This is a genomic window from Kocuria rosea (genome assembly GCF_006094695.1).
Taxonomy (GTDB): Bacteria; Actinomycetota; Actinomycetes; order Actinomycetales; family Micrococcaceae; genus Kocuria; species Kocuria rosea.
Genome location: NZ_CP035103.1, coordinates 2254036 through 2279056 on the forward strand (window position 1 = coordinate 2254036; position 25021 = coordinate 2279056).

The following is a 25021-nucleotide window of genomic DNA, read 5'->3' on the forward strand; positions in this document are numbered from 1 at the left end:
CCTCAGCTGCCGGTCGGGGCCGGGGCGGTGTACCGGGCCAGGAGCTCCCCGAGCTCGGCGGCGTCCCGGGCCACGGCGGCGAAGCCGGTCCCCAGCTCGTCCTCGTCGGCGAAGCCCCAGGCGACGCCCAGGCAGTCGATCCCGTGGGCGAGCGCGCCCTCGGCGTCGTAGCGGCGGTCCCCGATCATCACCGTGCGCGCGGGGTCCGGGGCGGTCACACCGAGCCGGCGCAGGGCCTCGGCGATGATCGCGGGCTTGTCGTGGGCCAGTCCGTCGCGCGGGGCGGCCGCGGCGTCGTCGGCGGCCCCCGAGACGGTCTCGAACCACCGGGAGAGCCCGAACCGCTCGACGGCGAGCACGGCGGTGGGCTCGGGCTTCTGGGTGGCCACGGCCATCCGCACGCCGGCCCCGTGCAGGCGCTCCAGGAGCTCCTCCACCCCCGGGTAGATCCGCGTCTGCGCGAGCCCCTCGGTGCGGTAGCGGGCCCGGTAGGTGGCGACCACCGCCGGGATGTCCTCCTCCGGGACGTCGGTGAAGGTCCGCAGGGAGAAGCCCACCGGCGGGCCCACGAACCGGCGCAGGTCCTCGGGCACGGCGTGGCCGTGCTCGGCCAGGGCCCGCGCGATGCCGCCGGTGATCGCCCCGGCAGGGTCCAGGAGGGTGCCGTCGAGGTCCCAGAGCACCACGGGGGCGGTCATCGGGCGGCCCCCGCCGGGACGGGGCGCTCGGCGAGCACCTCCGCCAGGAACCGGCCGGTGTGGCTGTTCGTGTTCCGGGCCACCTGCTCGGGGGTGCCCTCGGCCACGACCTGCCCGCCGCCGGAGCCGCCGTCCGGGCCGAGGTCCACGATCCAGTCGGCGGACTTGATGACGTCCAGGTTGTGCTCGATGGTCATCACCGTGTTGCCCTTGTCCACGAGCCCCTGCAGCACGAGCAGCAGCTTGCGGATGTCCTCGAAGTGCAGGCCGGTGGTGGGCTCGTCCAGCACGTAGATGGAGCGGCCGTTGGAGCGCTTCTGCAGCTCCGCGCCGAGCTTCACGCGCTGGGCCTCACCGCCGGACAGGGTCGTGGCGGGCTGGCCCAGGCGGACGTAGCCGAGGCCGACGTCCACGAGGGTGTTGAGGTGCCGGGCGATCGGGCCGAACGCCTTGAAGAACTCGGCGGCCTCCTCGATGGGCATCTCCAGGACCTCGGCGATGGTCTTGCCCTTGTAGTGCACCTCGAGGGTCTCCCGGTTGTACCGGGCGCCCTTGCACACCTCGCACGGGACGTAGACGTCCGGCAGGAAGTTCATCTCGATCTTGATCGTGCCGTCGCCCGAGCACGCCTCGCAGCGCCCGCCCTTGACGTTGAAGGAGAACCGGCCGGCCTGGTAGCCGCGCACCTTCGCCTCCGGGGTCTCGGCGAAGAGCTTGCGGATGTGGTCGAACACGCCCGTGTACGTGGCGGGGTTGGAGCGTGGGGTCCGCCCGATCGGGCTCTGGTCCACGTGCACCACCTTGTCGAGCTGGTCCACGCCGTCGATCCGCTTGTGCCGGCCGGGGACCTGCTTGGCCCCGTTGAGCTTGTTGGCCAGCGCCGTGTAGAGGATGTCGTTGACCAGCGTGGACTTCCCGGACCCGGACACCCCGGTCACCGCGGTCAGCACCCCGAGCGGGAAGGCGACGTCGATGCCGCGCAGGTTGTTCTCCCGCGCGCCCACCACCTTGAGCATCCGCTTGCGGTCGATCGCCCGGCGCTGCGCCGGCACCCGGATGGCCCGGCGGCCGGAGAGGTAGTCGGCCGTGATGGACTCCTCGTTGGCGAGGAGCTCCGCGTAGGTCCCGGAGTGCACCACGCGCCCGCCGCGCTCGCCGGCGCCGGGGCCGACGTCCACGATCCAGTCGGCCTCGCGGATGGTGTCCTCGTCGTGCTCGACGACGATCAGGGTGTTGCCCATGTCCCGCAGCTTGGTGAGGGTCCCGATGAGCCGGCGGTTGTCCCGCTGGTGCAGGCCGATCGAGGGCTCGTCCAGGACGTAGAGCACGCCCACGAGCCCGGCCCCGATCTGGGTGGCCAGGCGGATGCGCTGGGCCTCGCCGCCGGACAGCGTCGCGGCGGCGCGCTCCAGGTTGAGGTAGTCCAGGCCCACGTCCACGAGGAACGTCAGGCGCGCCTGGATCTCCTTGAGCACCTGCTCGCCGATCTTCGTCTCGCGGGTGCTGAGCTCCAGGTCCCGGAAGAACGCGTGGGCGTCCCGCATGGGCATGCGGGTGGTCTCGGCGATGTTCTTCCCGCCCACGGTCACGGCGAGCATGGTCGGGTTCAGCCGGGCGCCGTCGCAGGCCGGGCACGCCACCTGGCGCATGTACTGCTCGTAGCGGTCCTTGGCGTTGTCCGACTCCGTCTCCGCGTGCTTGCGCTTAATGTAGCCGATCACGCCCTCGAAGCCCTGGGTATAGCGGCGCTCCCGGCCGAACCGGTTCCGGTAGGCCACGGTGACCTGGTAGTCCTTGCCCTCGAGGATCGCCTTGCGCGCCTTGGCGGGCAGCTTGCCCCACGGGGTGACCAGGTCGAAGCCGAGCTCCTGGCCCAGCCCGGCGAGCAGCCGGTTCCAGTACTCGCTCGTGGCCTTGCCGAGCGACCACGGGGCGATCGCGCCCTCCACGAGGGAGAGGTCCGGGTTGGGGACCACGAGCTCCTCGTCGACCTCGAGCCGCGAGCCGATGCCGTCGCACTCCGGGCACGCGCCGAACGGGGCGTTGAAGGAGAAGGAGCGGGGCTCGATCTCGTCGGCCTGCAGGGGGTGCTCGTTGGGGCAGGCGAGGTTCTCGGAGAACGGGCGGCGCAGCTCCAGCGGGTGGGCGATCTCCTCGTCCGAGCGGGGCACGAGCTCGACGACGACGCGACCCTCGGCGAGGCCCAGCGCCGTCTCGACGGAGTCGGTCAGGCGCTGGCGGATGCCCTCCTTGACCACGAGCCGGTCCACGACCACCTCGATCGTGTGCTTGTACTGCTTCTTGAGCTTGGGCGGGTCCGAGAGCTGGACCGTCTCGCCGTCCACGGTGGCGCGGGAGAAGCCCTTCGCGGAGAGCTCCTGGAAGAGGTCCACGAACTCGCCCTTGCGCTCGCGCACCACGGGCGCGAGCACCTGGAAGCGGGTCGTCTCCGGCATCTCGAGGAGCTGGTCCACGATCTGCTGCGGGGTCTGCTTCTTGATCGCCTCGCCGCACTCGGGGCAGTGCGGGTGGCCGACACGCGCCCACAGCAGGCGCATGTAGTCGTAGATCTCGGTGATCGTGCCCACGGTGGAGCGCGGGTTGCGGGAGGTGGACTTCTGGTCGATGGACACCGCCGGGGACAGGCCCTCGATGAAGTCGACGTCCGGCTTGTCCACCCGGCCCAGGAACATCCGGGCGTAGGAGGACAGGGACTCGACGTAGCGGCGCTGGCCCTCGGCGAAGATCGTGTCGAAGGCCAGCGACGACTTCCCGGAGCCGGAGAGCCCCGTGAACACGACCATGGCGTCCCGCGGCACGGTCAGCGAGACGTTGTCGAGGTTGTGCTCGCGCGCGCCCTGCACCACGATCTCGGTGAGGTCGGACCGGCGGGCGCTCCGGGCGCCGGTGGCGGTCACCGGCCCGTCGAGGGCTTCGGAGGAATCGGTCGACGGGTTCAGGACCAGGGTGGACGTGGGGATCGGCTCAGACACGCCCTCCACTCTAGTACCGGGCCCGGACATCGGGGCCGGGTCCGTGGGCGGGTTCACACCCGGTCCACGGGGCCGGTGGAGGTGTCCTCGCGGACCCGGTCCCGGGCCGCTCCGCCGGCGGCGCCGTCCGCGCCCGGACCGGTCTCCTCGGCGTGCGCACCGGCCGCGGACTCCTGCTGCCGGCGGCGGACCTCGCGGGCGTCGAGGGTGCGGGTGACGACCTTCAGCCGGCCCGTGGCGGGGTCCACCTCCACGATGTCCACGGTGCGCCGCAGCGGCACCTCCTTGATGAGGAGCACCGCGAGCAGGGTCACGAGGGACGCGACGGCGGCGACCAGGAAGACGAGACCGGTGCCCGTGCCGTAGGCCTCGCGCACCACGCCCTCGACGGAGGCGGGCAGCGACTCCAGGTCCATCGTGGAGCTGTCCACCGCGGCGGGGTCCCCGCCGCGGGCGCGGGTGCTCTCTGCGAGCTGCCGGGCCAGGTGGGAGCTCATGAGGGCGCCGAACACGGCGACCGCCACGGCGCCGCCCATGGTGCGGAAGAAGGCCACCGAGGAGGACGCCGCGCCCATGTCCTTGAGCCCCACGGTGTTCTGCACCGCCAGGACCAGGTTCTGGTTCAGCGCGCCGATGCCCAGGCCCACGAGGAAGATGAAGACGCTCACGGCCCACAGCGCGGTGTCGTGCGTGAGCGTGGCGGCGAGGAACAGGCCCGTGGACATCAGCACGGCGGCGACCACCAGGATGATCTTCCACCGCCCGTAGCGGGTGATCAGCTGCCCGGCGACCGTGGCGCCCACGAGGGAGCCGAAGACCTGCGGGAGCATGAGCATCCCGGCCATGGTGGGGCTGAAGCCCTGACCCAGCTGGAAGTACTGGCCGAGGTAGGTGGTCGAGGCGAACATGGCCGCGCCGGTGGCGATGGCCGCGAGGATGGCCAGCGCGGTGGTGCGCTCGGTGACCACCCGGATGGGCAGCACCGGCTCGGCGGCGCGCTGCTCCACGAGCACGAACAGCACGGAGCCCACGAGCGCGGTGGCCACGAGGGCCGCGGAGGTCGCCGAGACCCACTCGAACATGCCCGGCTGCCCGGCCAGGGACACCCACAGCAGCAGCGCGGAGGCCGAGACGATCAGCAGCGCGATGCCGAGCCAGTCGATGCTCACCTTGCGGGGCGCCTGCGGCGGGATGTGCAGGGTGCGGTGGACGAGCACGGCCGCCAGGACCGCCAGCGGGGCGGGGATGAGGAACACCCAGCGCCAGCCGAAGAGGTCCACGATGAGCCCGCCGAGCAGCGGGCCGGCGGAGGTGGCCACGGCCATGACGGCGCCCATGTAGCCGGCGTAGCGGCCGCGCTCCCGGGGCGGGATGATCGTGCCCATGATGGTCATGGCCAGGGCCATGATCCCGCCCATGGCCACGCCCTGGACCACGCGGGCCAGGATGAGGAACTCGATGGTCGGGGCCAGCCCGGCCATGGCCGAGCCGAGCACGAAGATCACGATGGACAGCTGCAGCAGCTTCTTCTTGTCGAAGAGATCGGCGAGCTTGCCCCAGACGGGCGTGGTCGCGGCGTTGGCGAGCAGGGTGCCGGTGACCGTCCAGGACAGCGAGGTCTGGTCCCCGCCGAGGTCGGCCATGATCACGGGCAGGGCCGTGCCGATGATCGTGAGGGTGACCATCGCCATGAAGAAGACCGAGAGGATCCCCGTGAGCGCCCGCATGACCTCCTGGTGGGAGGCGCCGGTCCCCCCGCCCGGTGCGGTGGTCGGTTGCTGTGACGTCATGGTGCGGTCTGCTCCTCGTGCTCTCGGTCTGCGTGCTCTCGGTCTGCGTGGTCCCGGGCCGGCTGGTCCCGGCAGGACGTGGTGCGCTCCACGCCGAGGGAGTCCAGGAAGACGGTGGTGATCTCGTTGATGGCCCCGCGGCTGGTGCGGGCCTGCTCCTCGTCCCAGCCCTCGAGCCGCGCGGCGAGGCGCTGGGCGTCCTGCTCCAGCACGGCCCGGACCTGCTCCCGGCCCCGTTCGGTGATGGCGACCAGCGCGGCGCGCCCGTCGTCGGGGTCGGGGGTGCGCTCCACGTGGCCCTCCTCCTCGAGGACGGCCAGCTGGCGGCTCAGCCCGGAGGGCCCGAGACCTGTCTCGGCGGCCATCACGGTGGCCCGGCGGGGCCCGTTGCCGTCGAGGTAGTAGAGCAGGGCGATCGCCGTGGGGTTGAGCCGGCGCGGGCCGGCGTCGGTCTTGGTGACGCGCTTCATGACGCGCTGCAGCTCGAGCAGGTCGCGCACCAGCTCCACGGCGGTGTCGTGGGAGACGGGCAACGGAGGCTCCTCCGGGATCGGGGATGTTCGGGGCGACAACGACGAAGGGGCACCCGGTCCGCACGCCCCGCTTCTCGCGGGGTCCCGCGTCGACGACGACGCGGGCGTGGTGCCACCCGATGCCCTGATGTTTTGTTGCCTCACGCAACTTTATCCGGACGGTGTGGGGAAGCCAACCCCGGCGCCCGTGCCGTCGGACACACCGCCCGGCGCCCCGGCGCGCTCGCGATTGGCCAGTGTCAGGAGTCGGGAGTACCTTCGTCCTCATGATCGCAACGAAGACGGAGGTCACCGACCTCTCCGAGGTCACGATTCGCCGGATCTCCGTGAGCGAGATGGACAACAACGTCTACCTCCTCACGTCCAAGGACGAGGGCACGCAGGTCCTCATCGACGCGGCCGACGACGCCCGGGCCATCGCCGGTCTCGTGGGCGCCGGCAACGGCGACTGCTCGCAGGCCTACGGCAATCTCCAGCTCATCATCACCACCCACTCGCACTGGGACCACGTCCGCGCCCTGGAGGAGGTCCGCTCCCGCTCCGAGGCCATGACGGCGTGCGGCGCCGACGACGAGTCCGACATCGCCGTGCCCATGGACCTGACCTTCGAGGACGGGGACACGGCGGAGTTCGACGGCTTCGACCTGGAGGTCATCGGCCTGCGCGGGCACACCCCCGGCTCGATCGCCCTGGTCTACCGCGACCCGCAGGGACCGGCGCACATCTTCTCCGGCGACTCCCTCTTCCCCGGCGGTGTGGGCAGGACGAACAGCCCCGAGGACTTCCGGCAGCTGATGGACGACGTCACCGAGCGCGTCTTCGAGCGCTTCGACGACGACACCGTGGTCCACCCCGGCCACGGGAAGCCGACCACGCTGGGGGCGGAGCGCCCGCACCTCGAGGAGTGGCGGGCCCGCGGGTGGTAGGTCCCGGGCCCGCGGCGGCCGTCACCGCCGCGCCCGACCGCGGCGCCTACACCGCCGTCCTGCTGTTCCCCGTGCTCGTCCTCGCGGGCGGGCTCGTGGGCTTCCTCGCCCCCGGCGCCGTGAGCGGGCTGTCCGGGTGGATCAACCCGTTGCTGGGCGTGGTCATGTTCGGCATGGGCCTGACCCTGCGGCCCGTGGACTTCGCGCTCGTGGCGAAGCGGCCGCTGCCGGTGCTGCTCGGCGTCGCGGCCCAGTACGTGATCATGCCCCTCGTGGCACTGCTCGTGGTGTTCCTGCTGCGGCTGCCGCCGGAGCTCGCCGCGGGCGTGATCCTGGTGGGCTGCGCGCCCGGCGGGACGGCCTCCAACGTGGTCGCCTACCTCGCCCGCGGCGACGTGGCCCTGTCCGTCGCCATGACCTCGATCTCCACGCTGCTTGCACCGCTGCTGACCCCGCTGCTCACCCTGTGGCTGGCCGGGCAGTACCTGCCGGTGGACGGCGGGGCAATGGCCTGGTCGATCACCAAGATCGTCCTCCTGCCCGTCGTCGCGGGCCTCGCCGTGCGACTGCTCGCGCCCCGCGTGGTCGAGCGCGCCCTGCCCGCCCTGCCGTGGGTGTCGGTGGCGGCCATCGCCGTGATCGTGGCCATCGTCGTCTCGGGCAGCGCCGACCGGATCGTGGAGGCGGGCCTGCTCGTGCTCGCGGCCGTGGCCCTGCACAACGTCCTGGGCCTGATCCTCGGCCACCTCGTGGGGGCGGTGACGCGGCAGCCGATCGCCGTGCGCCGCACCACCGCCGTGGAGGTGGGCATGCAGAACTCCGGGCTGGCCGCCGGGCTCGCCGCCCAGTACATGAACCCCCTCGCGGCCCTGCCCGCCGCGGTGTTCTCGGTCTGGCACAACCTCTCGGGCGCCCTGTTCGCGCTGCTCTGCCGCCGTGCCGACGCGCGGGCGGCGCGCCGGCTCCCAGGAGCCTGAGAATCCCCCCGACCCGCTGTGCGCGGGACCGGGCCTCGGCTACGGTGAGGCCCATGACCTTCGCCGCGCCCCGCGCCCCGTCAACGAGCGCAGAGCGCACCGGCGCGGCGACGCACGAGGCCCTCGAGGCCGTCCGCCGCGCCCCCTCGATCCTCGACGGCATCCGCCGCGCCGACGACCTGCTGCAGGCGGCCCGGGAGGACCCAGCCGGGGCGCTGCCCGTGCTCGCGGAGGAGATCCGCCGCCGCGACGACCACGTCGCGGCGATCGCCGCCGTCCATGCCCTCGCCGCCGTGCCCGGGTCCCGGGCGGACACGCTCCTCACCGCGCTCCTGGACGACGAGCAGTGGCTGCGGGAGCACACCGCGGGGGCCCTCGCCGACCGCGCGCCCCTCCCCCGCGCCGCAGCGCACCTCGCCGACCTCGTGGCCGGCGGCGGCTTCCCCGGCATGCTGGCCCAGCGCACCCTGCGGGCCTGGGCCCCGGCGGCACCGGAGGCGGTCGGGACCGCCCTCGAGCACGCCCTGGCGGGAGCCGTCGCCGCAGGACCCCGCGCACGGCTCGCCGAGACCCTGGGGCTCGTCCCCGGGGCCGGGCCCGCCGCGCAGCTCCGCGCCCTGGCCGGCAGTCCCGGCGAGGACCAGGACGTCCGCGGGGCCGCCCTCGAGGCCCTGGTGGACCGCCGGCAGACCGGCGCCGAGTCCGTGGCCGACCTGGCGGACCTCGCCGGGGCGTGCGCCCACGCTGACGGTCCGCTCGCCGCCGTGGCCCGGCTCGCCCTCGCCGACCTCCACGCCGCCGTGGAGCCCGACCCGGCGACCGGCCGGGACGGGCTCACGGTCCTGCAGCCGTTCCTCCACGCGGAGATCGACCGGGACCTCACCTTCTCCGGTCGGGGGGACAACGGCGGGATCGCCACGCTGCTCGCCCAGCTGGGCGACGCCCTCAGCGCCCCGGACAGCCCCGGCGGCGTCGCCCGGGTGCTCACGGTGTCCCGCGGCACCCACGACGAGGCGCGGGCGGCGACGGCCCGTCCGGCGGGGGCGGGGCACGTCTTCGGCGTCGTCCCCTTCACCGGACCCCCGGTGCACATGGCGGACGCCTGGCCGCGACGGGTGGCCGCGGAACGGGGGCTGCGGCGCGTGCTGCGCCGGGCCGGCCCCGTGGACGTGCTGCACCTGCGCATGGCCGACGTCGGATCGATGGCGGCCGCGGCGGTGGCCGCGGAGCTCGGCATCCCGTGGGTGCTCACGATGGCCCCCGATCCGCACGCGCTCGTCGCCGCCCGCGAGCGCGCCGGCACCCTGACCCGGGCCGGCTTCGGCGCGGCCGACCGCGTGGAGCACCTGTGGTTCCGCGTGCGCCTGCTCGCCGACCTTGCGGCGCGGGCGGAGCACCTGGTGCTCTTCCCCCGCCCGGACCTGGCCCGGGACGCCCGCGAGCTGCTCGACGTGGACCTGGACGAGCCCGGGCGGTGCACGGTGGTGCCGGAGGGCATCGACCTGGGTGCCGTGGACCGTGCCGCCGCGCAGGTGCGCACCGGTGCCGGAGCGCACCTCGCGGGGCTCGACACCGTGCTCGCAACCCTGCCCGCCGCCCGGCGCGGACTGCCGCTCGTGGCCACGGTGGGCCGCCTGCACCGGGTGAAGGGCACGGCCACGCTCGTCGAGGCGTGGGCCCGGGACGCCGGGCTGCGGGACCGCTGCAACCTCCTCGTCGTGGGCGGGGACCTCGTCTCCCCCTCCGCCGACGAGCGGGAGCAGCTCACCCGGATCGACGCCGTCCTCCCCCGGGACGAGGCCGCGAGCGCCGGTCTGCTCCTGGCCGGCCACCGTCCCCACGCCACCGTGGCCGCCTGGCTCGCCGCGGTGCGGCGGGGGCGGCCGGGCCTGTCCTCCCCCGGCGGCGTCTACGTCTGCGCGAGCCTCAAGGAGGAGTTCGGCGTGGCGCTGGTCGAGGCCCTCGCCACCGGGCTGCCGGTCGTGGCGCCCGACGCCGGCGGGCCGGCCACCTTCGTGGCCGACGGCGTCACCGGCGTCCTCGTCGACACCGGCGACCCCGCCGCCCTGGCCCGGGCCGTGGATCTGGCCCTCGACCTGGCGGTTCACCCGGACGCGGAGCGCACCGCCGACGCAGCCCGCGCCATGGTCCGCGACCGCTTCAGCATCGAGGGGATGGCGACCGCCCTCACCTCCGTCTACGACGACGCCGTGGCGCACACGGCCGACAGGAGCCCCACCCCGTGACCCTGCTCGTGATCAGCCCGGACTACGCCTCCCACCTGTTCCCCCTCGCGACCCTGGCCACCGCGTGGCGGGACGCCGGGGAGCGGGTGGTCGTGGCCACCGGTCCCGCGACCGCCGCCATCGCCCGGGGCTTCGGCTTCGAGGTCGAGATCCTGCCGCTGGGCCGCGGCTCCAACCCCGGGGTCATCCGGGCCGAGGAGCAGCCGCCCGGCGAGGACGACGCCCTGCGCGGGTTCTTCGCCGCCACCCGCCGCGGCCCCGCGGAGACCCTGGCCTTCCAGGCCCGGGCCCGGCGCGACGACCTGCTCTGGGACCCGCTGGGCACCGCCCGGCGGGTGCAGGACGTGGTGGACCGCGTCCGGCCGGACCAGGTGGTCGTGGACCACCTGGCCTTCGCGGCGCGCCTGGCCCTGACCGGCTCCGGGATCAGGCACGCCGACGTGGTCCTGGGCCACCCCTCGGCCCTGACGGTGGACGGCGAGGTCTACGGGCACCCGCCCGCGTGGCCCGGCCGGCTGCGCCCGTCCCCAGCCGAGCTGGAGGCGCTGCACCGGCTGTGCTCCTCGGTGCGGGACGAGTTCACGGAGCAGTGGAACGAGGCCCTGCAGCAGATCGCCCCCGGGACCCCGGCGAGCGCCGACGCCTTCGCGGAGACCGGCGACGACCTCCTGCTCAACTATCCGGGCGAGCTCCACGACGAGCACCGGACCCGGGCGCTGCCCGAGCACACGTTCCTGGGCTCGGCCGTCCGGGAGGAGGCCGAGGACCCGGAGGTGGCCGCGTGGCTGGCCGGCTCGGACCGCCCGATCGTCTACATCAGCCTCGGCAGCTTCCTGTCCGTGCGCGGGGACGTGCTCGCCCGGGTCGCGGAGGCCCTCCGCGGCCTGGACGTGCGGGTCGCCCTCGCGGCCGGGGCGACCCGGCCCGCCGAGCTGGGCCCGGTCCCGGAGTCCTGGCTCGTGCGCGGCACCCTGCCGCAGGTCACCCTGCTGCGCCGCGCGAGCGTCGCGGTCTCCCACGGCGGGAACAACAGCGTGACCGAGGCGCTCACCGCCGGGGTGCCCCTGCTGTTGCTGCCGATGTCCACGGACCAGTTCGCCGGGGCGGCGGCCCTCGAGGCGGCGGGGCTCGGGACGGTGCTCGACCCCAACGCCCTGTCGACCGCCGAGGTGCGGGACGCCGTGGCCGAGCTGCTCGACGACGGCCACGAGCGGCGGGGGGCGCTCGAGGACCTCCGGCACGACCTGACCCGCCGGCCCGGGCCGGGGCGGGCGTTCGCGGCCCTTGTCGGGTGAGCCCCCGGGCCTGCCGCTGACCCTCCTGCCGCCGTCCCGGGGGCTGGTCGAGGCGACCGCCGGGCAGGCGCCGGCGTTCGGCCGCACCCTCCGCCTCGCCCTCGCGATGCGCGGCGGCGTGAGCCTCGCCGTGTGGATCGGCGGCGCGGTGGCCGAACTGGACCTCCTGCGCCGCATCCGGATCCACCGGGACGGCCGCGGAGCGCTGCACGCCTACCTCCTGCACCCCGCCGAGACCCCGGACCCGGCACTCGAGGAGCGGGCGGCGGTGTACGCGCGGCTGCTCGCGGACGCCGGCTACGACCGGGTGGACATCGACCTCCTCGCCGGGGCCAGCGCCGGCGGGCTCAACGGCGTGGTGCACGCCGTGGCCCAGCGCGCGGGCTCCGACCTGGACGCCCTCGGCCGGATCTGGACGGAGCACGGCGCCCTCGGCCGGCTGCTGCGCCCGCTCGGACGGCACCCCGTGGACTCCCTGCTGCGCGGCGACGACTACCTGTGGCCACGGCTGCTGGAGGCGCTCCTGGCGCTCCGGGGCAGCCCGGAGCACCACCCGGACCTGGTGGCCGAGCACGTCACGGTCGAGCTCTCCGCGACGGTCCTGGACAGCGACCCCTCGCCCTACAGCGCGTCGGCGGAGGGGCGCAGCGACTTCCACTTCTCCTCCCCGGAGCCGGGCTCCCCCGGTCCGTCCCTGGACAACGACATCCCGGGGCGGGACACGGCCCCCGCGCAGGCCGCGGCCGCGCTGTCCCGGCTGGCCTACGCCGCCCGGGCGACGTCCTCCTTCCCCGGCGCCTTCGAGCCGGCCTCGGTGTGGTCCGCCCCGACCCCGGGCCCGCGGGGCGCCCCGGGCCCGGCGGCCGGGCGCCCGGATCTGAGCCACGCGTTCGGCGCCCACCGCGACCCCGCGGAACTGCCCTACCACGTGGTCGACGGCGGGGTGTTCGACAACATCCCCATCGACCGGGCCCTCGAGGCCGCGCGCACCAGGACGTCCCTGCGGCACGCCGACCGGGCCCTGCTGTACCTCGACCCGGACCCGCCCCACCGCGAGCGTGCCGTGCCCTTCGTGCGCGACCTGCCGCGGCTCGTGGGCACGCTCGCCGCCACGGTCTCCCGGCTGCCGCGGCGGGAGTCGGACGACGACGAGGTCCTGGCCCTGTCCGACTACCTGGACGCCCAGCTCGTGGCCGGCGGCCGCCTGCACCCGCTCGCGGCGCTGATCGGGGGCTGGGACGAGGCCTCCCTCGAGGAGCGGCGCCGGGCCTACCTGCGCTACCGGGCCCGGACCGACGCCGACCTGCTGTCCCGCCTCCTGACCCGCCCGGCGCAGTGGCAGCTCACCTCGACCCTGGCCCGGCGCGACGCCCTGCGGGCCCGGCCGCCCCGTGCGCTCGACCCGCTGCGGGCGGAGCTGCTCCGGCGCTACGACGCCCTCTCCCGGGGCCCGCTGGAGGACCCCGCCGCCGCCGCGGTGCTGCGCGGGGCACAGGCCCTGTTCGACGCCGCCGCCTGCGTGCTGTCCTGGGTGCGCGTGCTGGAGGAGCTGGGCCTCGACGGGCCGGCCGGACCGCCCGGGGGATTCGACCGGTCCCTCGCCCGCGAGCGCGCCTACCGGGTGCTGGCGCGCGCCCGCCACGAGCGCGACCGGCGCTTCCACGCCGTGCTGGCCGCCGTCGCGGACCCGGCGGCCGATCTCACCGGGGCCGTGGACCCCTGGCTCGGCGCGGCCGGCGCGGGGCACCGGCCGGCGGACGCCTCCTGGGCCGAGCTCGACGCGGTCGTGGACGGGCTCCGGGGACTGCGCGCCGCGGTGGACGAGCACCTGGACGCCGACGTCCCCGGCCGGGCGGCCCGCCGCGCGGTCTGGGAGGCGTCACCCTGGTCCAGGATCCCCGCCGGGGAGAGGGCGCCGGGCGCGGCGGACCTGCCCCCGCTCCTGGCCGCCGCAGGGATCCCCGCCGCGGTGTCCCCCGTGGCCTACGGGGAGATCCGCGGCGACCAGGCCCCCACGGCGCCGGACGCGTTCCCCGCGCTCCGGGCGGCGCTCGCCCGGAACCGCCTCCAGCAGGCCCTCGACACGCCGGGGGCCGATCGTCGGGAGCTCGCCCGCCTGCTCACGGACGCCGAGGAGCGGATGCCGGCGGGCGCCAAGCTGGCCGGTGCGGGACTGCTGAACTTCCGGGGGTTCCTGGCCGCGGACTGGCGGGCCCACGACTGGTGGTGGGGACGCCTCGACGCGGCGGCCGGGGTCGCCGGATTCCTGCGCGGGCTGCCGGCGGCCGCTCCGGCGTCTCCCCCGACACCCTCGACGCCCCCGATGACCCCGACGGCCCCACCCGGCGCGCCGAGCGGTTCCCCGGCCGGGGACGGCCCGACGGCCGACCCCGTCGTCGCCGGCCTGCAGGACGCCCTGCTGCGCGACGCCGGGCACGGCCGCCCCGCCCGCGGCCGGGCGGTGGTCGGCGCGAGCGCCGACGGGCTGGACCGGCTGGCCCCGGGGCACCGCCTCTCGCTGGCCTCGCGCGGGGTGCGCGTGCTGGGGCGGGCCCTGGCGGGCACCCCGGACCTGCCCCGCCCTGTCTGGGAGGTCGTGCTGCTGGTGCTCCAGCCCCTGCTCGTGCTCGTGCCCGCGGTGGTGACCCCGGTGCGCGCCGCCCTGGCCGCCGTGGCGCTGACGGCCGGGCTGTGGCCGGCCGCGGGCCCGGTCGCCGCGGAGGCACGGGCGTGGTCCTGGCCCGGTGCCGCCCTGCTCGCGGCGGTCGCCGCGGCGCTCGTGCTGTCCCTCCTGCGGACGGGGCGGCGCGCGCTGCGACGGTGGTCGGCCGTCCGGGACGCCGCCGGGGAGCGGCCGCCTCCTCGCACCGGGGCCGCCTCCGGGGAGCCTGCGGGATCGGCCGTCCCGGCGGTCACTGCCGCGGAGGTCGGCGCCGCCCGCGGCGGCGCGCTGCGGCGGTCCGCCCTCGCGGGTGCGGCCGCCCTGTCCCTGCTGCTCCCGCTCGGGGCGGCCGTGCCGTCCGGGCGCGCGGGCGCGGTCCTGCTGCTGGTGCTCGGCGTGCTCGCACTGGAGCGCCTGAGCGCGGTGCTCGCGCTGCGCGTGCCGAGCCGCGAGGGCCTGGACGAGATCGGGCGGGCGGTCCTCGTGGTGCCGGCCGCGGTGGCGGTGTGGGCCGTGGCGGCCCTGACCGGGCTCCCGGGGCTCGTGCCGGACGGCGCCGGAGCGCGGGCCGCCGTGCTGGCCGTGGCGCTGCTGGCGGTCGGTGCCCTGCTCCTGGCGGGGTGGGTGCAGCCCGCCTGGGCCCTCGCCGTCGTCCCGGCCGCGGCGGCCGTCGGCGGCGCCGCGTCCTGGGTGCTGTGGTCCTGGGCCGGCGGCCCCGGGTCGCTGTGGACCGACCTGGCGGCCGTGGCCGGGGCCGCCTACGCCTGGGCGGCCGTCCTGTGGTGGGCGCCCGCCGAGGGCATGCTGCGGCGGCACGGCCCCGGTGAGGAGCTGCTGCCCCGCCGGTGAGCCGTCCACTCCGGGTCGGGAACGGGGCGGGTCCCGGACCGGGCAGGTCCGCGACGAGGCCGGTCCCGGACGAGGCCGGTCCCGGAGGGGCAGGCCTCAGAAGAGACCGGTGACGCGCCCGTCGTCGTCGATCCCGATCCGCTCGGCCGCCGGGGAGGTGCCCAGTCCCGGCATGGTGCGCATCGTCCCGCAGATCGCGTAGAGGTACCCGGCGCCCACGGCGGCGCGCAGCTCCCGGACGGGCAGGGACCACCCGGTGGGCGCTCCCTTGCGGGCCGGGTCCGCCGTGGTGGACAGGTGGGTCTTGGCGATGACGACCGGCAGCCCCCCGTAGCCGAGCTCCTCGTAGCGGGCCAGCTGGTGCTCCGCGGCCGGGGTGATCTCGAGGCCGTCCGCGCCGTAGACCCGGGTGGCGACCGCGGTGAGCTTGTCCTCGAGGGACTCGGTGAGCCCGTAGGTCGGGGTGTACCCGGCCGGGTGCTCGCACGCCGCGGCCACGGCGTCGGCGAGCTCGGCCGCCCCGGCGCCGCCCTCGGACACCGCCGTGCACACGGCCACCTCCGCCCCGGTCGCCCGGGCGATCCGGCGGATCGCCTCGTGCTCCGAGGGGTGGTCCCCGGGGAACGCGTTGATCGCCACGACCGGGGAGATCCCGAAGGACCGGGCGATCGCCAGGTGGTGGAGCAGGTTCGCCGCCCCCGCCTCCACGTCCCCGGGGTTCTCCTGGAGCATCTCCGCCGGCAGCGCCCTGCCCGGGCGCACGCTGTAGCGGCCGGAGTGGGTCTTCAGCGCCCGCACCGTGGTCACGAGCACCGCCGCGTCCGGGGTCAGCCCCGAGGCCCTGGCCTTGACGTTGACCAGGCGCTCGAGGCCCATGTCCGCGCCGAACCCGGCCTCGGTGATGACGTAGTCGGCGTGGGCCATGGCCACGTAGTCGGCGACCACGGAGGAGTTGCCGGTCGCGATGTTGCCGAACGGCCCGGCGTGGACCAGCGCCGGGGTCGCCTCGAGGGTCTGCAGCAGGTTCGGCTGGAAGGCGTCCTGCAGCAGCACCGCCATGGACCCGGCGGCCTTGAGGTCCTCGGCGGAGACCGGCTCGCCGTCGTACGTGGCGCCCACGACGATCCGGCCCAGGCGCCGGCGCAGGTCGGCGAAGGACGTGGCGAGCGAGAGGATCACCATCACCTCGGACGCGGCCGTGATGTCGAAGCCCGTCTGGCGGGGGACACCGTCCTGGTGGTCGCCGAGGCCCACCACCACGGTGCGCAGCGCCCGGTCGTTGACGTCGAGGACCCGCCGCCACGTGATCGAGCGGGCGTCCAGGCCCAGGGCGTTGCCGTGGTGCAGGTGGTTGTCGATCATCGCCGCCAGCAGGTTGTGGGCGGCCGTCACGGCGTGGAAGTCCCCGGTCAGGTGCAGGTTGAGCTTGTCCATCGGCAGCAGTTGGGCGTACCCCGCCCCCGCCGCCCCGCCCTTGATCCCGAACGTCGGCCCCATGGACGGCTGGCGCAGGGTCAGGGCGGCGGAGCGGCCGGTGGCGGCCATGCCCTGGGCCAGGCCCACCGCCGTGGCCGTCTTCCCCTCGCCGAGCGGCGTGGGGGTCAGCGACGTGACCACCACGTACCGCACGCCGCGGGCGTGCTTGCGCGCGGCGGCCTCCTCGGGGGTGGACACCTCGTCCGGGCGCGGGTCGACCTTCGCCACGAAGCGCCCGTAGGGCTCCAGGCGGTCGGCGGCGATCCCGGCGGCCGCCGCGATCTCGCTCACGGGGCGGGGCCGGGCGGCCTGGGCTATCTCCAGGTCCGAGGGCATCGGGTCGGTGACGTGCGTCATGGGGCCAGTCTGCTGGACCCGGGGCGTCCCGGCCAGTGCCCCGCCGTCCTCGCGCAGGCCCCGGCGGCGCGGAACCGGCACGGGCCGGGGCGCGCCGTCCCGATACAGTGGAGGACGATGAAACTCCTCGAAGCCCTCTCCCCCGAGCTCGGCACCCCGGGCCACCCGTACTACCGCGGCGACTTCGCCACCAACGCCCTGTCCGGGGACGAGGTCTACGAGGGGTTCCTCGGCTGGATCGCCTCCCGGGACATGGAGCTCTACCCCGCCCAGGACGAGGCCGTGCTCGAGTTCGCGAGCGGGTCCAACGTGATCCTCGCGACCCCGACCGGGTCCGGGAAGTCCACGGTGGCCGTCGCGGCGCACTACGCGGGTCTCGCCGCCGGGCAGCGCTCGTACTACACCGCCCCCATCAAGGCGCTCGTGTCCGAGAAGTTCTTCTCGCTCGTGGAGATCTTCGGCGCGGAGAACGTCGGCATGGTCACCGGGGACTCCGCGGTCAACGCCGCGGCCCCCATCATCTGCTGCACCGCGGAGATCCTCGCCAACGTCGCCCTGCGCGAGGGCCGGGACGCGGACGTGGGGCCCGTGGTGATGGACGAGTTCCACTTCTACTCCGACCCGCAGCGCGGCTGGGCGTGGCAGGTGCCGCTGCTGGAACTGCCCCAGGCGCAGTTCCTGGTCATGAGCGCCACGCTCGGAGACGTCTCCCGCTTCGAGGAGGGGATCACGGAGCTCACGGGCCGCCCGACCACGACGGTGTCCTCCGCGGAGCGGCCCATCCCGCTGCACCACTACTGGTCCGAGGATCCCATCCACGAGGCCCTCGAGGAGCTGCTGAGCACCAACCAGGCCCCGGTCTACGTGGTGCACTTCTCCCAGCTGCAGGCCATGGACCAGGCCCAGAACCTGATGTCCGTCAACGTGCTGACCAAGGAGGAGAAGGAGCGCATCGGCGAGCTCATCGCCGGGTTCCGCTTCTCGGCCGGCTTCGGCAAGACCCTCAACCGCCTGGTCCGCCACGGCATCGGGGTCCACCACGCCGGGATGCTGCCCAAGTACCGCCGGCTCGTGGAGCAGCTCGCCCAGACGGGGCTGCTCAAGGTCATCTGCGGCACCGACACCCTGGGGGTCGGCATCAACGTGCCCATCCGCACCGTGGTCATCACGGCGCTGTCCAAGTTCGACGGCGAGCGCACCCGCCGGCTCAACGCCCGCGAGTTCCACCAGATCGCCGGCCGGGCCGGGCGCGCCGGCTACGACACGGCGGGCACCGTGGTGGTCCAGGCGCCCGAGCACGTCATCGAGAACAACAAGGCCATGAAGAAGGCCCACGCCAAGTTCGGCGACGACCAGAAGAAGCTGCGGCAGGTGGTGCGGAAGAAGCCGCCGCAGGGCTTCGTGTCCTGGGGGAAGCCGACGTTCGAGACCCTGGTCGCCTCCGATCCGGAACCGCTGACCTCGTCCTTCACGGTGACCCACTCGATGCTGCTCAACCTCCTGCAGCGCCCCGGGGACCCGGTGCTCGCGGCGTGGCACCTGCTGACCCACAACCACGAGACGCGGCCGCGGCAGCGCGCCCTGCTGAAGCAGGCCATCGGCATCCTCAAGGAGCTGCGCGCCGCCGGCGTCGTCGAGAAGCTCCCGGAGCCCGACGAGGAGGGCCGCATCTGGCGGCTGACCGTGGAGCTGCAGGAGAACTTCGCCCTCAACCAGCCGCTGTCCCCCTTCGCCCTCGCCGCCCTCACCCTGCTGGACCGGGAGGACCCGGGCTACGCCCTGGACGTCGTCTCCGTGATCGAGGCGACCCTGGAGAAGCCCCGCCAGGTCCTGAACATGCAGGAGAAGAAGGCCCGCGGGGAGGCCGTGGCGTCGATGAAGGCCGAGGGCCTCGACTACGACGAGCGGATGAAGGAGCTCGAGGACGTCAGCTACGCCAAGCCGCTCGAGGAGCTGCTGACCCAGGCGTTCGAGACGTACCGCACCGGCGCCCCGTGGGTGGCGCAGTTCGAGCTGACGCCCAAGTGCGTGGTGCGGGACATGTACGAGCGCGCCATGACGTTCGGCGACTACGTGCAGTTCTACGGCCTGGCCCGCTCCGAGGGCATCCTGCTGCGCTACCTCTCCGACGCCTACAAGGCGCTGCGCCAGACCGTGCCCCTGGACCTGCTCCGGGAGGACCTCGAGGACCTCGTGGAGTGGCTGGGCGAGCTCATCCGGCAGACCGACAACTCGCTGCTCGACGAGTGGGAGAAGCTGGCCGCCGGGGAGGAGTCCCCCATGGGCACCTCCGCGGACTCCCTCGAGGAGCTCATCGACGAGCAGCCCCCCGTGATCACGTCCAACCCGCGGGCGTTCCGGGTCATGGTGCGCAACGCGCTGTTCCAGCGCGTCGAGCTGTTCGCGGACGAGAAGGACAAGGTCCTGGGCGCCCTCGACGGCGAGCACGGCTGGGACCGGGACCGGTGGGCGGACGCCATGGACGCGTACTTCGGCGAGCACGAGGACATCTACACGGACCCCCAGTCGAGGGGGCCGGGGCTGATCCGGATCGACGAGCAGCCCGAGGGCCTGCCGGGGTTCTGGACCGTGGTGCAGGTCTTCGACGACCCGGACGGCCACCACGACTGGGGCATCAACGCCCGCATCGACCTGCGGGCCTCGGACGAGGACGGCTTCCCCGCGGTGGTCGTGGACAACGTGGGGCCCATCACCGAGACGGGCCGCTGAGCCGGGGCCGCCCGGCGGTCCCTCCCACGACGACGGAGCCCCCGGTGCGCACCTGCTCGGTGCGCGCCGGGGGCTCCTGCTCCCGGTGCGCGGGGCACCGGGAGGGGGTGGCTCAGACGGCGGAGCTGCCGCCGCCGCGGGGGGCGTCCGGGGTCGTGGTGCCGGCCGACTCCTGGGTCTCGGCCCGGGCGCCCGAGAGGGCCTCGGCCTCCGGGGCCGGCACGGCGTCCGGCTCCGGGCCCACCCCGGTGCGCTCGAACTCGCGGTGCTTGCCGCGGGCGCGGTCCAGGAGCTCGTGGAACTGCTTCTCGGACTCGAGCAGCTCCTGGCGGTGCTTGTCGGAGATCTTCGGCATCTGCCGCTGGTACTTCGCGGCCTTCTCCGCCAGCTTCTGGCGCTCCCCGGCGGGGGCGTCCTGCGGCAGGGTCACGTACTTCTCGGCGACGGTCTGCAGGCCGTTGAGCACGCGCAGGGCCCGGCCCTTGGGGCTGTAGAGGGAGGCCAGGACGGTGATGATCAGCACCCCCACGATGACGGTCAGCGAGAGGCTGATGCCGACCTCGACGACCTCCACGTGCTCACCGTTGTTGATGAAGCCCAGGTTGTTCTCGTGCAGGGCGTGCAGGATGAGCTTGACGCCGATGAAGCCGAGGATGATCGCCAGGCCCCAGGAGAGGTAGATGAGGCGGTCCAGGAGACCGTCGATGAGGAAGTAGAGCTGGCGCAGGCCCATGAGGGAGAACGCCACGGCGGTGAACACCAGGTAGGTCTGCTGGGTCAGGCCGAAGATCGCGGGGATGGAGTCCAGCGCGAAGAGCACGTCGGTGCCGCCGATGGCCACCATCACGAGCAGCATCGGCGTCATGACCTTCTTGCCGTTCTCCATGGTGAACAGCTTGTCGCCGTCGTACTCGTCGGAGGTGTGCATGAAGCGCTTGGCGGTGCGGATGATGAAGTTGTCCGCCTCGTCGTGGGCGGACTCGGACAGCTCGCCCTTGATCAGGGAGCCGGCCGTCAGCAGCAGGATGAGGCCGAACAGGTAGAAGATCCAGGCGAACTGGTTGATCAGCCCGGCGCCCACGAAGATCAGGGCGGTGCGGGCGATCAGGGCGAACGTGATGCCGAACAGCAGGACCTTCTGCTGGTCCTCGCGCGGGACCTTGAAGGACGCGATGATGATGAGGAAGACGAAGAGGTTGTCGACCGACAGCGCCTTCTCGGTGATGTACCCGGCGTAGTACTCGCCGGCGTACCGGCCGCCCCACTGGACGAGGACGAACAGGCCGAAGAGGAGGGCGATGCCCACGTAGATCGCGGACCAGATCGCGGCTTCCTTGAGCTGCGGTTCGTGGGCCTTGCGCACGTGGAACACGTAGTCGAAGAGCAGCAGGCCGATGATGGCCGCGATGGTGACGATCCAGACGGTGAGTGAGACTTCCATGGTTCTGCTTTCGGGGTCGAGTACGGGACAGCCGTAAGTCTCTCCGTCGTTCCCGCCGGACCGTTCCGGTCCAGTGCTGGGCTCGACCGCTGCGTCCGGCCGGGTTGTGGCACCCGACGTGCTGACGTCCACAGCGCTGAGGGATACTCCCCTAGGCTCGGCCCAGTCTATACGGACGTCCCGGCCGGCACGGCCAGGGGCCCGGTCCGCCGTGCGGCGGACCGGGCCCCTCCCCGCACGGGCCGTCGAGGACGGTCCCGGGCGTTCAGCCTGCGGTGGTGCTCAGTGCCGGGCCTCCCGGTGCTCCGCGTGCTCCAGGTGCCGGCTCTCGCTGTGGTGCTCCTCCGCGGTCTTGCCCGTGTGCTCGTGGAGGTCGGGCAGCTCCACGGCGGAGCGTTCCGAGGCGCCGCGGGCCGCACGGTGCTTCTGCACGAGCTCGGCCTGCACGATGCGGATCTCCTGGGTGGGGGTGCCCTCCGGGATGCCCCGGTAGACCTCGATGGCCCGGTGCAGCTCGGCGACGGCGTGGGCGGACCGGCCCTTCGGGCTGACCATCGAGGCGACCGTGGCGACCACGATGATGGCCACGATCACGCCGAGGGACACGAAGGTGGGGATCTCGGGGGCCCACCCGATGTGCTCGCCGCCGTTGATGAAGGGCACCTCGTTCTCGTGCATGGCGTGCAGGATGAGCTTGACGCCGATGAACGCCAGGATCAGCGACAGTCCGTGCTTGAGGTAGATGAGCCGCTCCATGAGCCCGCCGAGCAGGAAGTAGAGCTGGCGCAGGCCCATGAGGGCGAAGATGTTGGCCGTGAAGACGATGAACGGGCTCTGGGTCAGCCCGAAGATCGCCGGGATGGAGTCGAAGGCGAACATCAGGTCGGTCACGCCGATGGTCACGAAGACGACGAGCATCGGGGTGAAGAGCTTCTTGCCGTCCACGGTGGTGCGCAGCTTGTTGCCGTCGTACCGGTCCGTCATGGGGACCACGGTGCGCAGCCTGCGGATGAGGCCGTTCTCCTCCGACTCGTCCTCGCCGTCGTCCTTGGCCTGGTGGTACGCCGTCCAGAGAAGGAAGACGCCGAAGAGGTAGAAGACCCAGGAGAAGTTTGCGATGATCGTGGCGCCCAGCAGGATGAAGATCCCGCGCAGGACCAGCGCGATGATGATGCCCACCATCAGCACCTCCTGCTGGTACTTCCGCGGCACCGCGAAGCGGGTCATGATCACGATGAACACGAACAGGTTGTCGATGCTGAGGCTGTACTCCGTGATCCAGCCCGCCACGAACTGTGTGCCCTGCTCGGCGCCCGCGAAGGCGAACATCAGGGCGCCGAAGACCAGGGCGAGGGCCACGTAGACGCCCACCCAGATGCCGGCCTCCTTCATGGAGGGCTCGTGGGGGCGCTTGGCGACCATGATCAGGTCGAAGAGAAGGATGCAGCCGAGAACGACGAAGGAGCCGATCTCGAACCACGCGGGTAGCTGTGTGTGCACGCGAGTTCTTTCGCTTGGAGATGGGTGAGCCCGCGGGTCGGCGTCGTCCGGGGAACGGGGCGGACCGGGGCATCACGATGAGCCGCAAGTCTCTCCACCGCCCCCGGCGGGCTGGAGGCCCGGGTGCCGAGGTGCGGTCGCTGCGACCGGCCCGGCTCCGTTGCCCGGCGTGCTGACGACCGCAGCGCTGAGGGATACTCCCCTACGCGGAGAGCACTCTACCCGAACCTGGGAGAACGCCGGGAACGGACGCGGCCCCGGGTCCCGGTCCCGGCCGGAGCGGGCTCAGGCGTGCCCTGCCTGCTGCATCTGCCGCAGCTCCTTCTTGAGGTCCGCGAGCTCGTCGCGGATCCGCCCGGCGAGCTCGAACTGCAGCTCGGCGGCCGCGGCCTGCATCTGCTCCGTCATCTGCGCGATGAGGTCCGTGAGGTCCTCCGCCGGCGCGGCCGCGAACCCGTCCCGGCGCAGCTTGTCCTCCGCGGCCGTCACGGCGTCCCGCCCGCCCTTCGCCCCGGTCGGCGCGGTCTTCTTCCCGGCGGCGGCACGGCGGGCGAGCAGCTCCCGGGTGTCCTCCTCCTCGCGCTGGAGCTGGTCGGTGATGTCCGCGATCTTCTTCCGCAGCGGCTGGGGGTCGATCCCGTGCTCCGTGTTGTAGGCGACCTGGATCTCCCGGCGCCGGTTCGTCTCCTCGATGGCCGTGGCCATGGAGTCGGTGATCCGGTCCGCGTACATGTGCACCTGGCCGGAGACGTTGCGGGCGGCACGGCCGATCGTCTGGATGAGGGACGTCGTGGAGCGCAGGAAGCCCTCCTTGTCGGCGTCGAGGATCGCCACCAGGGAAACCTCGGGCAGGTCCAGGCCCTCGCGCAGCAGGTTGATGCCCACGAGGACGTCGAACGTGCCCATCCGCAGCTCGCGCAGCAGCTCCACGCGGCGGAGGGTGTCCACGTCCGAGTGCAGGTACTGGACCCTGACCCCGTGCTCCATGAGGTACTCGGTGAGGTCCTCGGCCATGCGCTTGGTGAGGGTCGTGACGAGCACGCGCTCGTCCCGCTCGACCCGCACGTTGATCTCGTCGAGGAGGTCGTCGATCTGCCCCTTGGTCGGCTTGACGACCACCTCGGGGTCGATCAGCCCGGTGGGCCGGATGATCTGCTCCACGTAGCCGTCCGCCTGGGACAGCTCGTACTTGCCCGGCGTGGCCGAGAGGTAGACGGTCTGGCCGATGCGCCCCAGGAACTCGTCCCACTTCAGCGGGCGGTTGTCCATCGCCGAGGGCAGCCGGAAGCCGTGCTCCACGAGGGTGCGCTTGCGGGACATGTCCCCCTCGTACATGCCGCCGATCTGCGGGATCGTCACGTGGGACTCGTCGACCACCAGCAGGAAGTCGTCCGGGAAGTAGTCGATGAGGCAGTGCGGGGCGGAGCCGCGGGGGCGGCCGTCGATGTGCAACGAGTAGTTCTCGATGCCGTTGCAGTAGCCCATCTGCTCCATCATCTCGAGGTCGTACGTGGTGCGCATCCGCAGCCGCTGGGCCTCGACGAGCTTGTTCTGGGACTCCAGCTCCTTCAGCCGCGCGGCGAGCTCGTCCTCGATGGACTTCACGGCCGTGGCCATCCGGTCCGCGCCGGCCACGTAGTGGGAGGCGGGGAAGACGTACATCTCCGTCTCCTCCCGGATGATCTCCCCGGTGAGCGGGTGCAGGGTGTAGATCGACTCGATCTCGTCGCCGAAGAACTCCACCCGGACCGCGTGCTCCTCGTACATCGGGATGATCTCCACGGTGTCCCCGCGCACGCGGAACGTGCCGCGGTGGAAGTCGACGTCGTTGCGCGCGTACTGCATGTTCACGAACCGGCGCAGCAGCTCGTCGCGGTCCATCTCCTCCCCCCGGCGCAGCGTGACCATCTGCGCCACGTACTCCTCGGGGGTGCCCAGACCGTAGATGCAGGACACGGTGGCGACCACGACGACGTCCCGGCGGGTCAGCAGCGCGTTGGTCGCGGAGTGCCGCAGCCGCTCGACCTCCTCGTTGATGGAGGAGTCCTTCTCGATGAAGGTGTCCGTCTGCGGCACGTAGGCCTCGGGCTGGTAGTAGTCGTAGTAGGACACGAAGTACTCGACGGCGTTGTTGGGCAGCAGCTCCCGCAGCTCGTTGGCGAGCTGCGCGGCGAGCGTCTTGTTCTGCACCATGACGAGGGTGGGCCGCTGGACGCGCTCGATGAGCCACGCGGCGGTCGCGGACTTGCCGGTGCCGGTGGCGCCGAGCAGCACGACGTCCTTCTCCCCCGCCTCGATCCTCGCGGCGAGCTCCTCGATGGCCCGGGGCTGGTCGCCGGCGGGCACGTAGTCGGAGATGACCTCGAAGGGGGCGACGACACGGTTGATCTTCTGGGCGAGGCTCATGGCACCAGGCTACGCGCCGCCCCGGACACGGAGGCCGGGTTCCTCCGGAGGCGATCGGCCCCGCGGCCGCCGGGGCCGCACGCCGGAAATACGCCGCGGGCGCCGCCCGTTGCACAGGACACACCGCCGCGCCGGGCGGGTG

The 25021-nt window shown here is 73.5% G+C and carries 13 protein-coding genes and 1 pseudogene; 6 read left to right on the forward strand and 8 right to left on the reverse strand.

Going from position 1 to position 25021, the window contains the following annotated elements; translation table 11 throughout:
- Window positions 1-2: 2 nt before the first annotated feature.
- From EQG70_RS10495 to EQG70_RS10510, 4 genes are read right to left on the reverse strand one after another with little or no spacing between them, the layout of a single operon-like run.
- Window positions 3-698: an HAD hydrolase-like protein gene (locus EQG70_RS10495; protein WP_244296544.1), complete on the reverse strand. Its 696-nt coding sequence runs from the start codon at window positions 696-698 to the stop codon at window positions 3-5.
- A complete protein-coding gene (gene uvrA / locus EQG70_RS10500) occupies window positions 695-3700 on the reverse strand; it encodes an excinuclease ABC subunit UvrA (RefSeq protein ID WP_244296725.1) in 3006 nt (1001 codons plus the stop codon). Before uvrA ends, EQG70_RS10495 begins: the two co-directional genes overlap by 4 nt.
- A 44-nt stretch (window positions 3701-3744) precedes the next feature.
- The gene (locus tag EQG70_RS10505) at window positions 3745-5481 is read right to left on the reverse strand and encodes an MDR family MFS transporter (protein WP_109268931.1); all 1737 of its coding nucleotides are present in this window, start codon (window positions 5479-5481) and stop codon (window positions 3745-3747) included.
- The gene (locus tag EQG70_RS10510; RefSeq protein ID WP_109268930.1) at window positions 5478-6014 is read right to left on the reverse strand and encodes a MarR family winged helix-turn-helix transcriptional regulator; all 537 of its coding nucleotides are present in this window, start codon (window positions 6012-6014) and stop codon (window positions 5478-5480) included. The genes EQG70_RS10505 and EQG70_RS10510 overlap by 4 nt, the downstream gene beginning before the upstream one ends.
- 266 nt (window positions 6015-6280) lie before the next feature.
- On the opposite strand from EQG70_RS10510, the gene EQG70_RS10515 reads away from it, so the two are divergent.
- The 5 genes from EQG70_RS10515 to EQG70_RS18765 are packed head-to-tail and all read left to right on the forward strand — an operon-like array spanning window position 6281 to window position 14969.
- A complete protein-coding gene (locus EQG70_RS10515; RefSeq protein ID WP_109268929.1) occupies window positions 6281-6940 on the forward strand; it encodes an MBL fold metallo-hydrolase in 660 nt (219 codons plus the stop codon).
- Complete coding sequence (locus EQG70_RS10520) at window positions 6934-7917, forward strand: bile acid:sodium symporter family protein (protein ID WP_244296546.1); 984 nt, start codon at window positions 6934-6936, stop codon at window positions 7915-7917. Before EQG70_RS10515 ends, EQG70_RS10520 begins: the two co-directional genes overlap by 7 nt.
- Before the next feature lie 53 nt (window positions 7918-7970).
- Entirely contained in the window at window positions 7971-10163 is a 2193-nt protein-coding gene (locus EQG70_RS18760) for a glycosyltransferase (protein WP_109268927.1), read from the forward strand.
- Window positions 10160-11458: a glycosyltransferase gene (locus EQG70_RS10530; protein ID WP_109268926.1), complete on the forward strand. Its 1299-nt coding sequence runs from the start codon at window positions 10160-10162 to the stop codon at window positions 11456-11458. Before EQG70_RS18760 ends, EQG70_RS10530 begins: the two co-directional genes overlap by 4 nt.
- Window positions 11448-14969, forward strand: coding sequence for a DUF3376 domain-containing protein (locus EQG70_RS18765; protein WP_109268925.1), 3522 nt, complete (start codon window positions 11448-11450; stop codon window positions 14967-14969). The genes EQG70_RS10530 and EQG70_RS18765 overlap by 11 nt, the downstream gene beginning before the upstream one ends.
- A 96-nt stretch (window positions 14970-15065) precedes the next feature.
- On the opposite strand, the gene EQG70_RS10540 is transcribed toward EQG70_RS18765, so the two are convergent.
- Complete coding sequence (locus tag EQG70_RS10540; protein ID WP_017832821.1) at window positions 15066-16802, reverse strand: formate--tetrahydrofolate ligase; 1737 nt, start codon at window positions 16800-16802, stop codon at window positions 15066-15068.
- A gap of 117 nt (window positions 16803-16919) precedes the next feature.
- On the opposite strand from EQG70_RS10540, the gene EQG70_RS10545 reads away from it, so the two are divergent.
- Window positions 16920-19532: a DEAD/DEAH box helicase gene (locus EQG70_RS10545; protein ID WP_109268924.1), complete on the forward strand. Its 2613-nt coding sequence runs from the start codon at window positions 16920-16922 to the stop codon at window positions 19530-19532.
- A 112-nt stretch (window positions 19533-19644) separates the two neighbouring features.
- On the opposite strand, the gene EQG70_RS10550 is transcribed toward EQG70_RS10545, so the two are convergent.
- The 3 genes and pseudogenes from EQG70_RS10550 to uvrB form a co-directional block, all read right to left on the reverse strand.
- On the reverse strand, window positions 19645-20973 hold the full coding sequence (locus EQG70_RS10550) for a TerC family protein (RefSeq protein WP_017832823.1): 1329 nt from the start codon (window positions 20971-20973) through the stop codon (window positions 19645-19647).
- Window positions 20974-21483: 510 nt separating this feature from the next.
- Window positions 21484-22473, reverse strand: a pseudogene (locus EQG70_RS10555) (TerC family protein); the annotation flags it as partial.
- Window positions 22474-22758: 285 nt separating this feature from the next.
- Window positions 22759-24879, reverse strand: coding sequence for an excinuclease ABC subunit UvrB (gene uvrB / locus EQG70_RS10560; protein ID WP_017832825.1), 2121 nt, complete (start codon window positions 24877-24879; stop codon window positions 22759-22761).
- Window positions 24880-25021 lie beyond the last annotated feature (142 nt).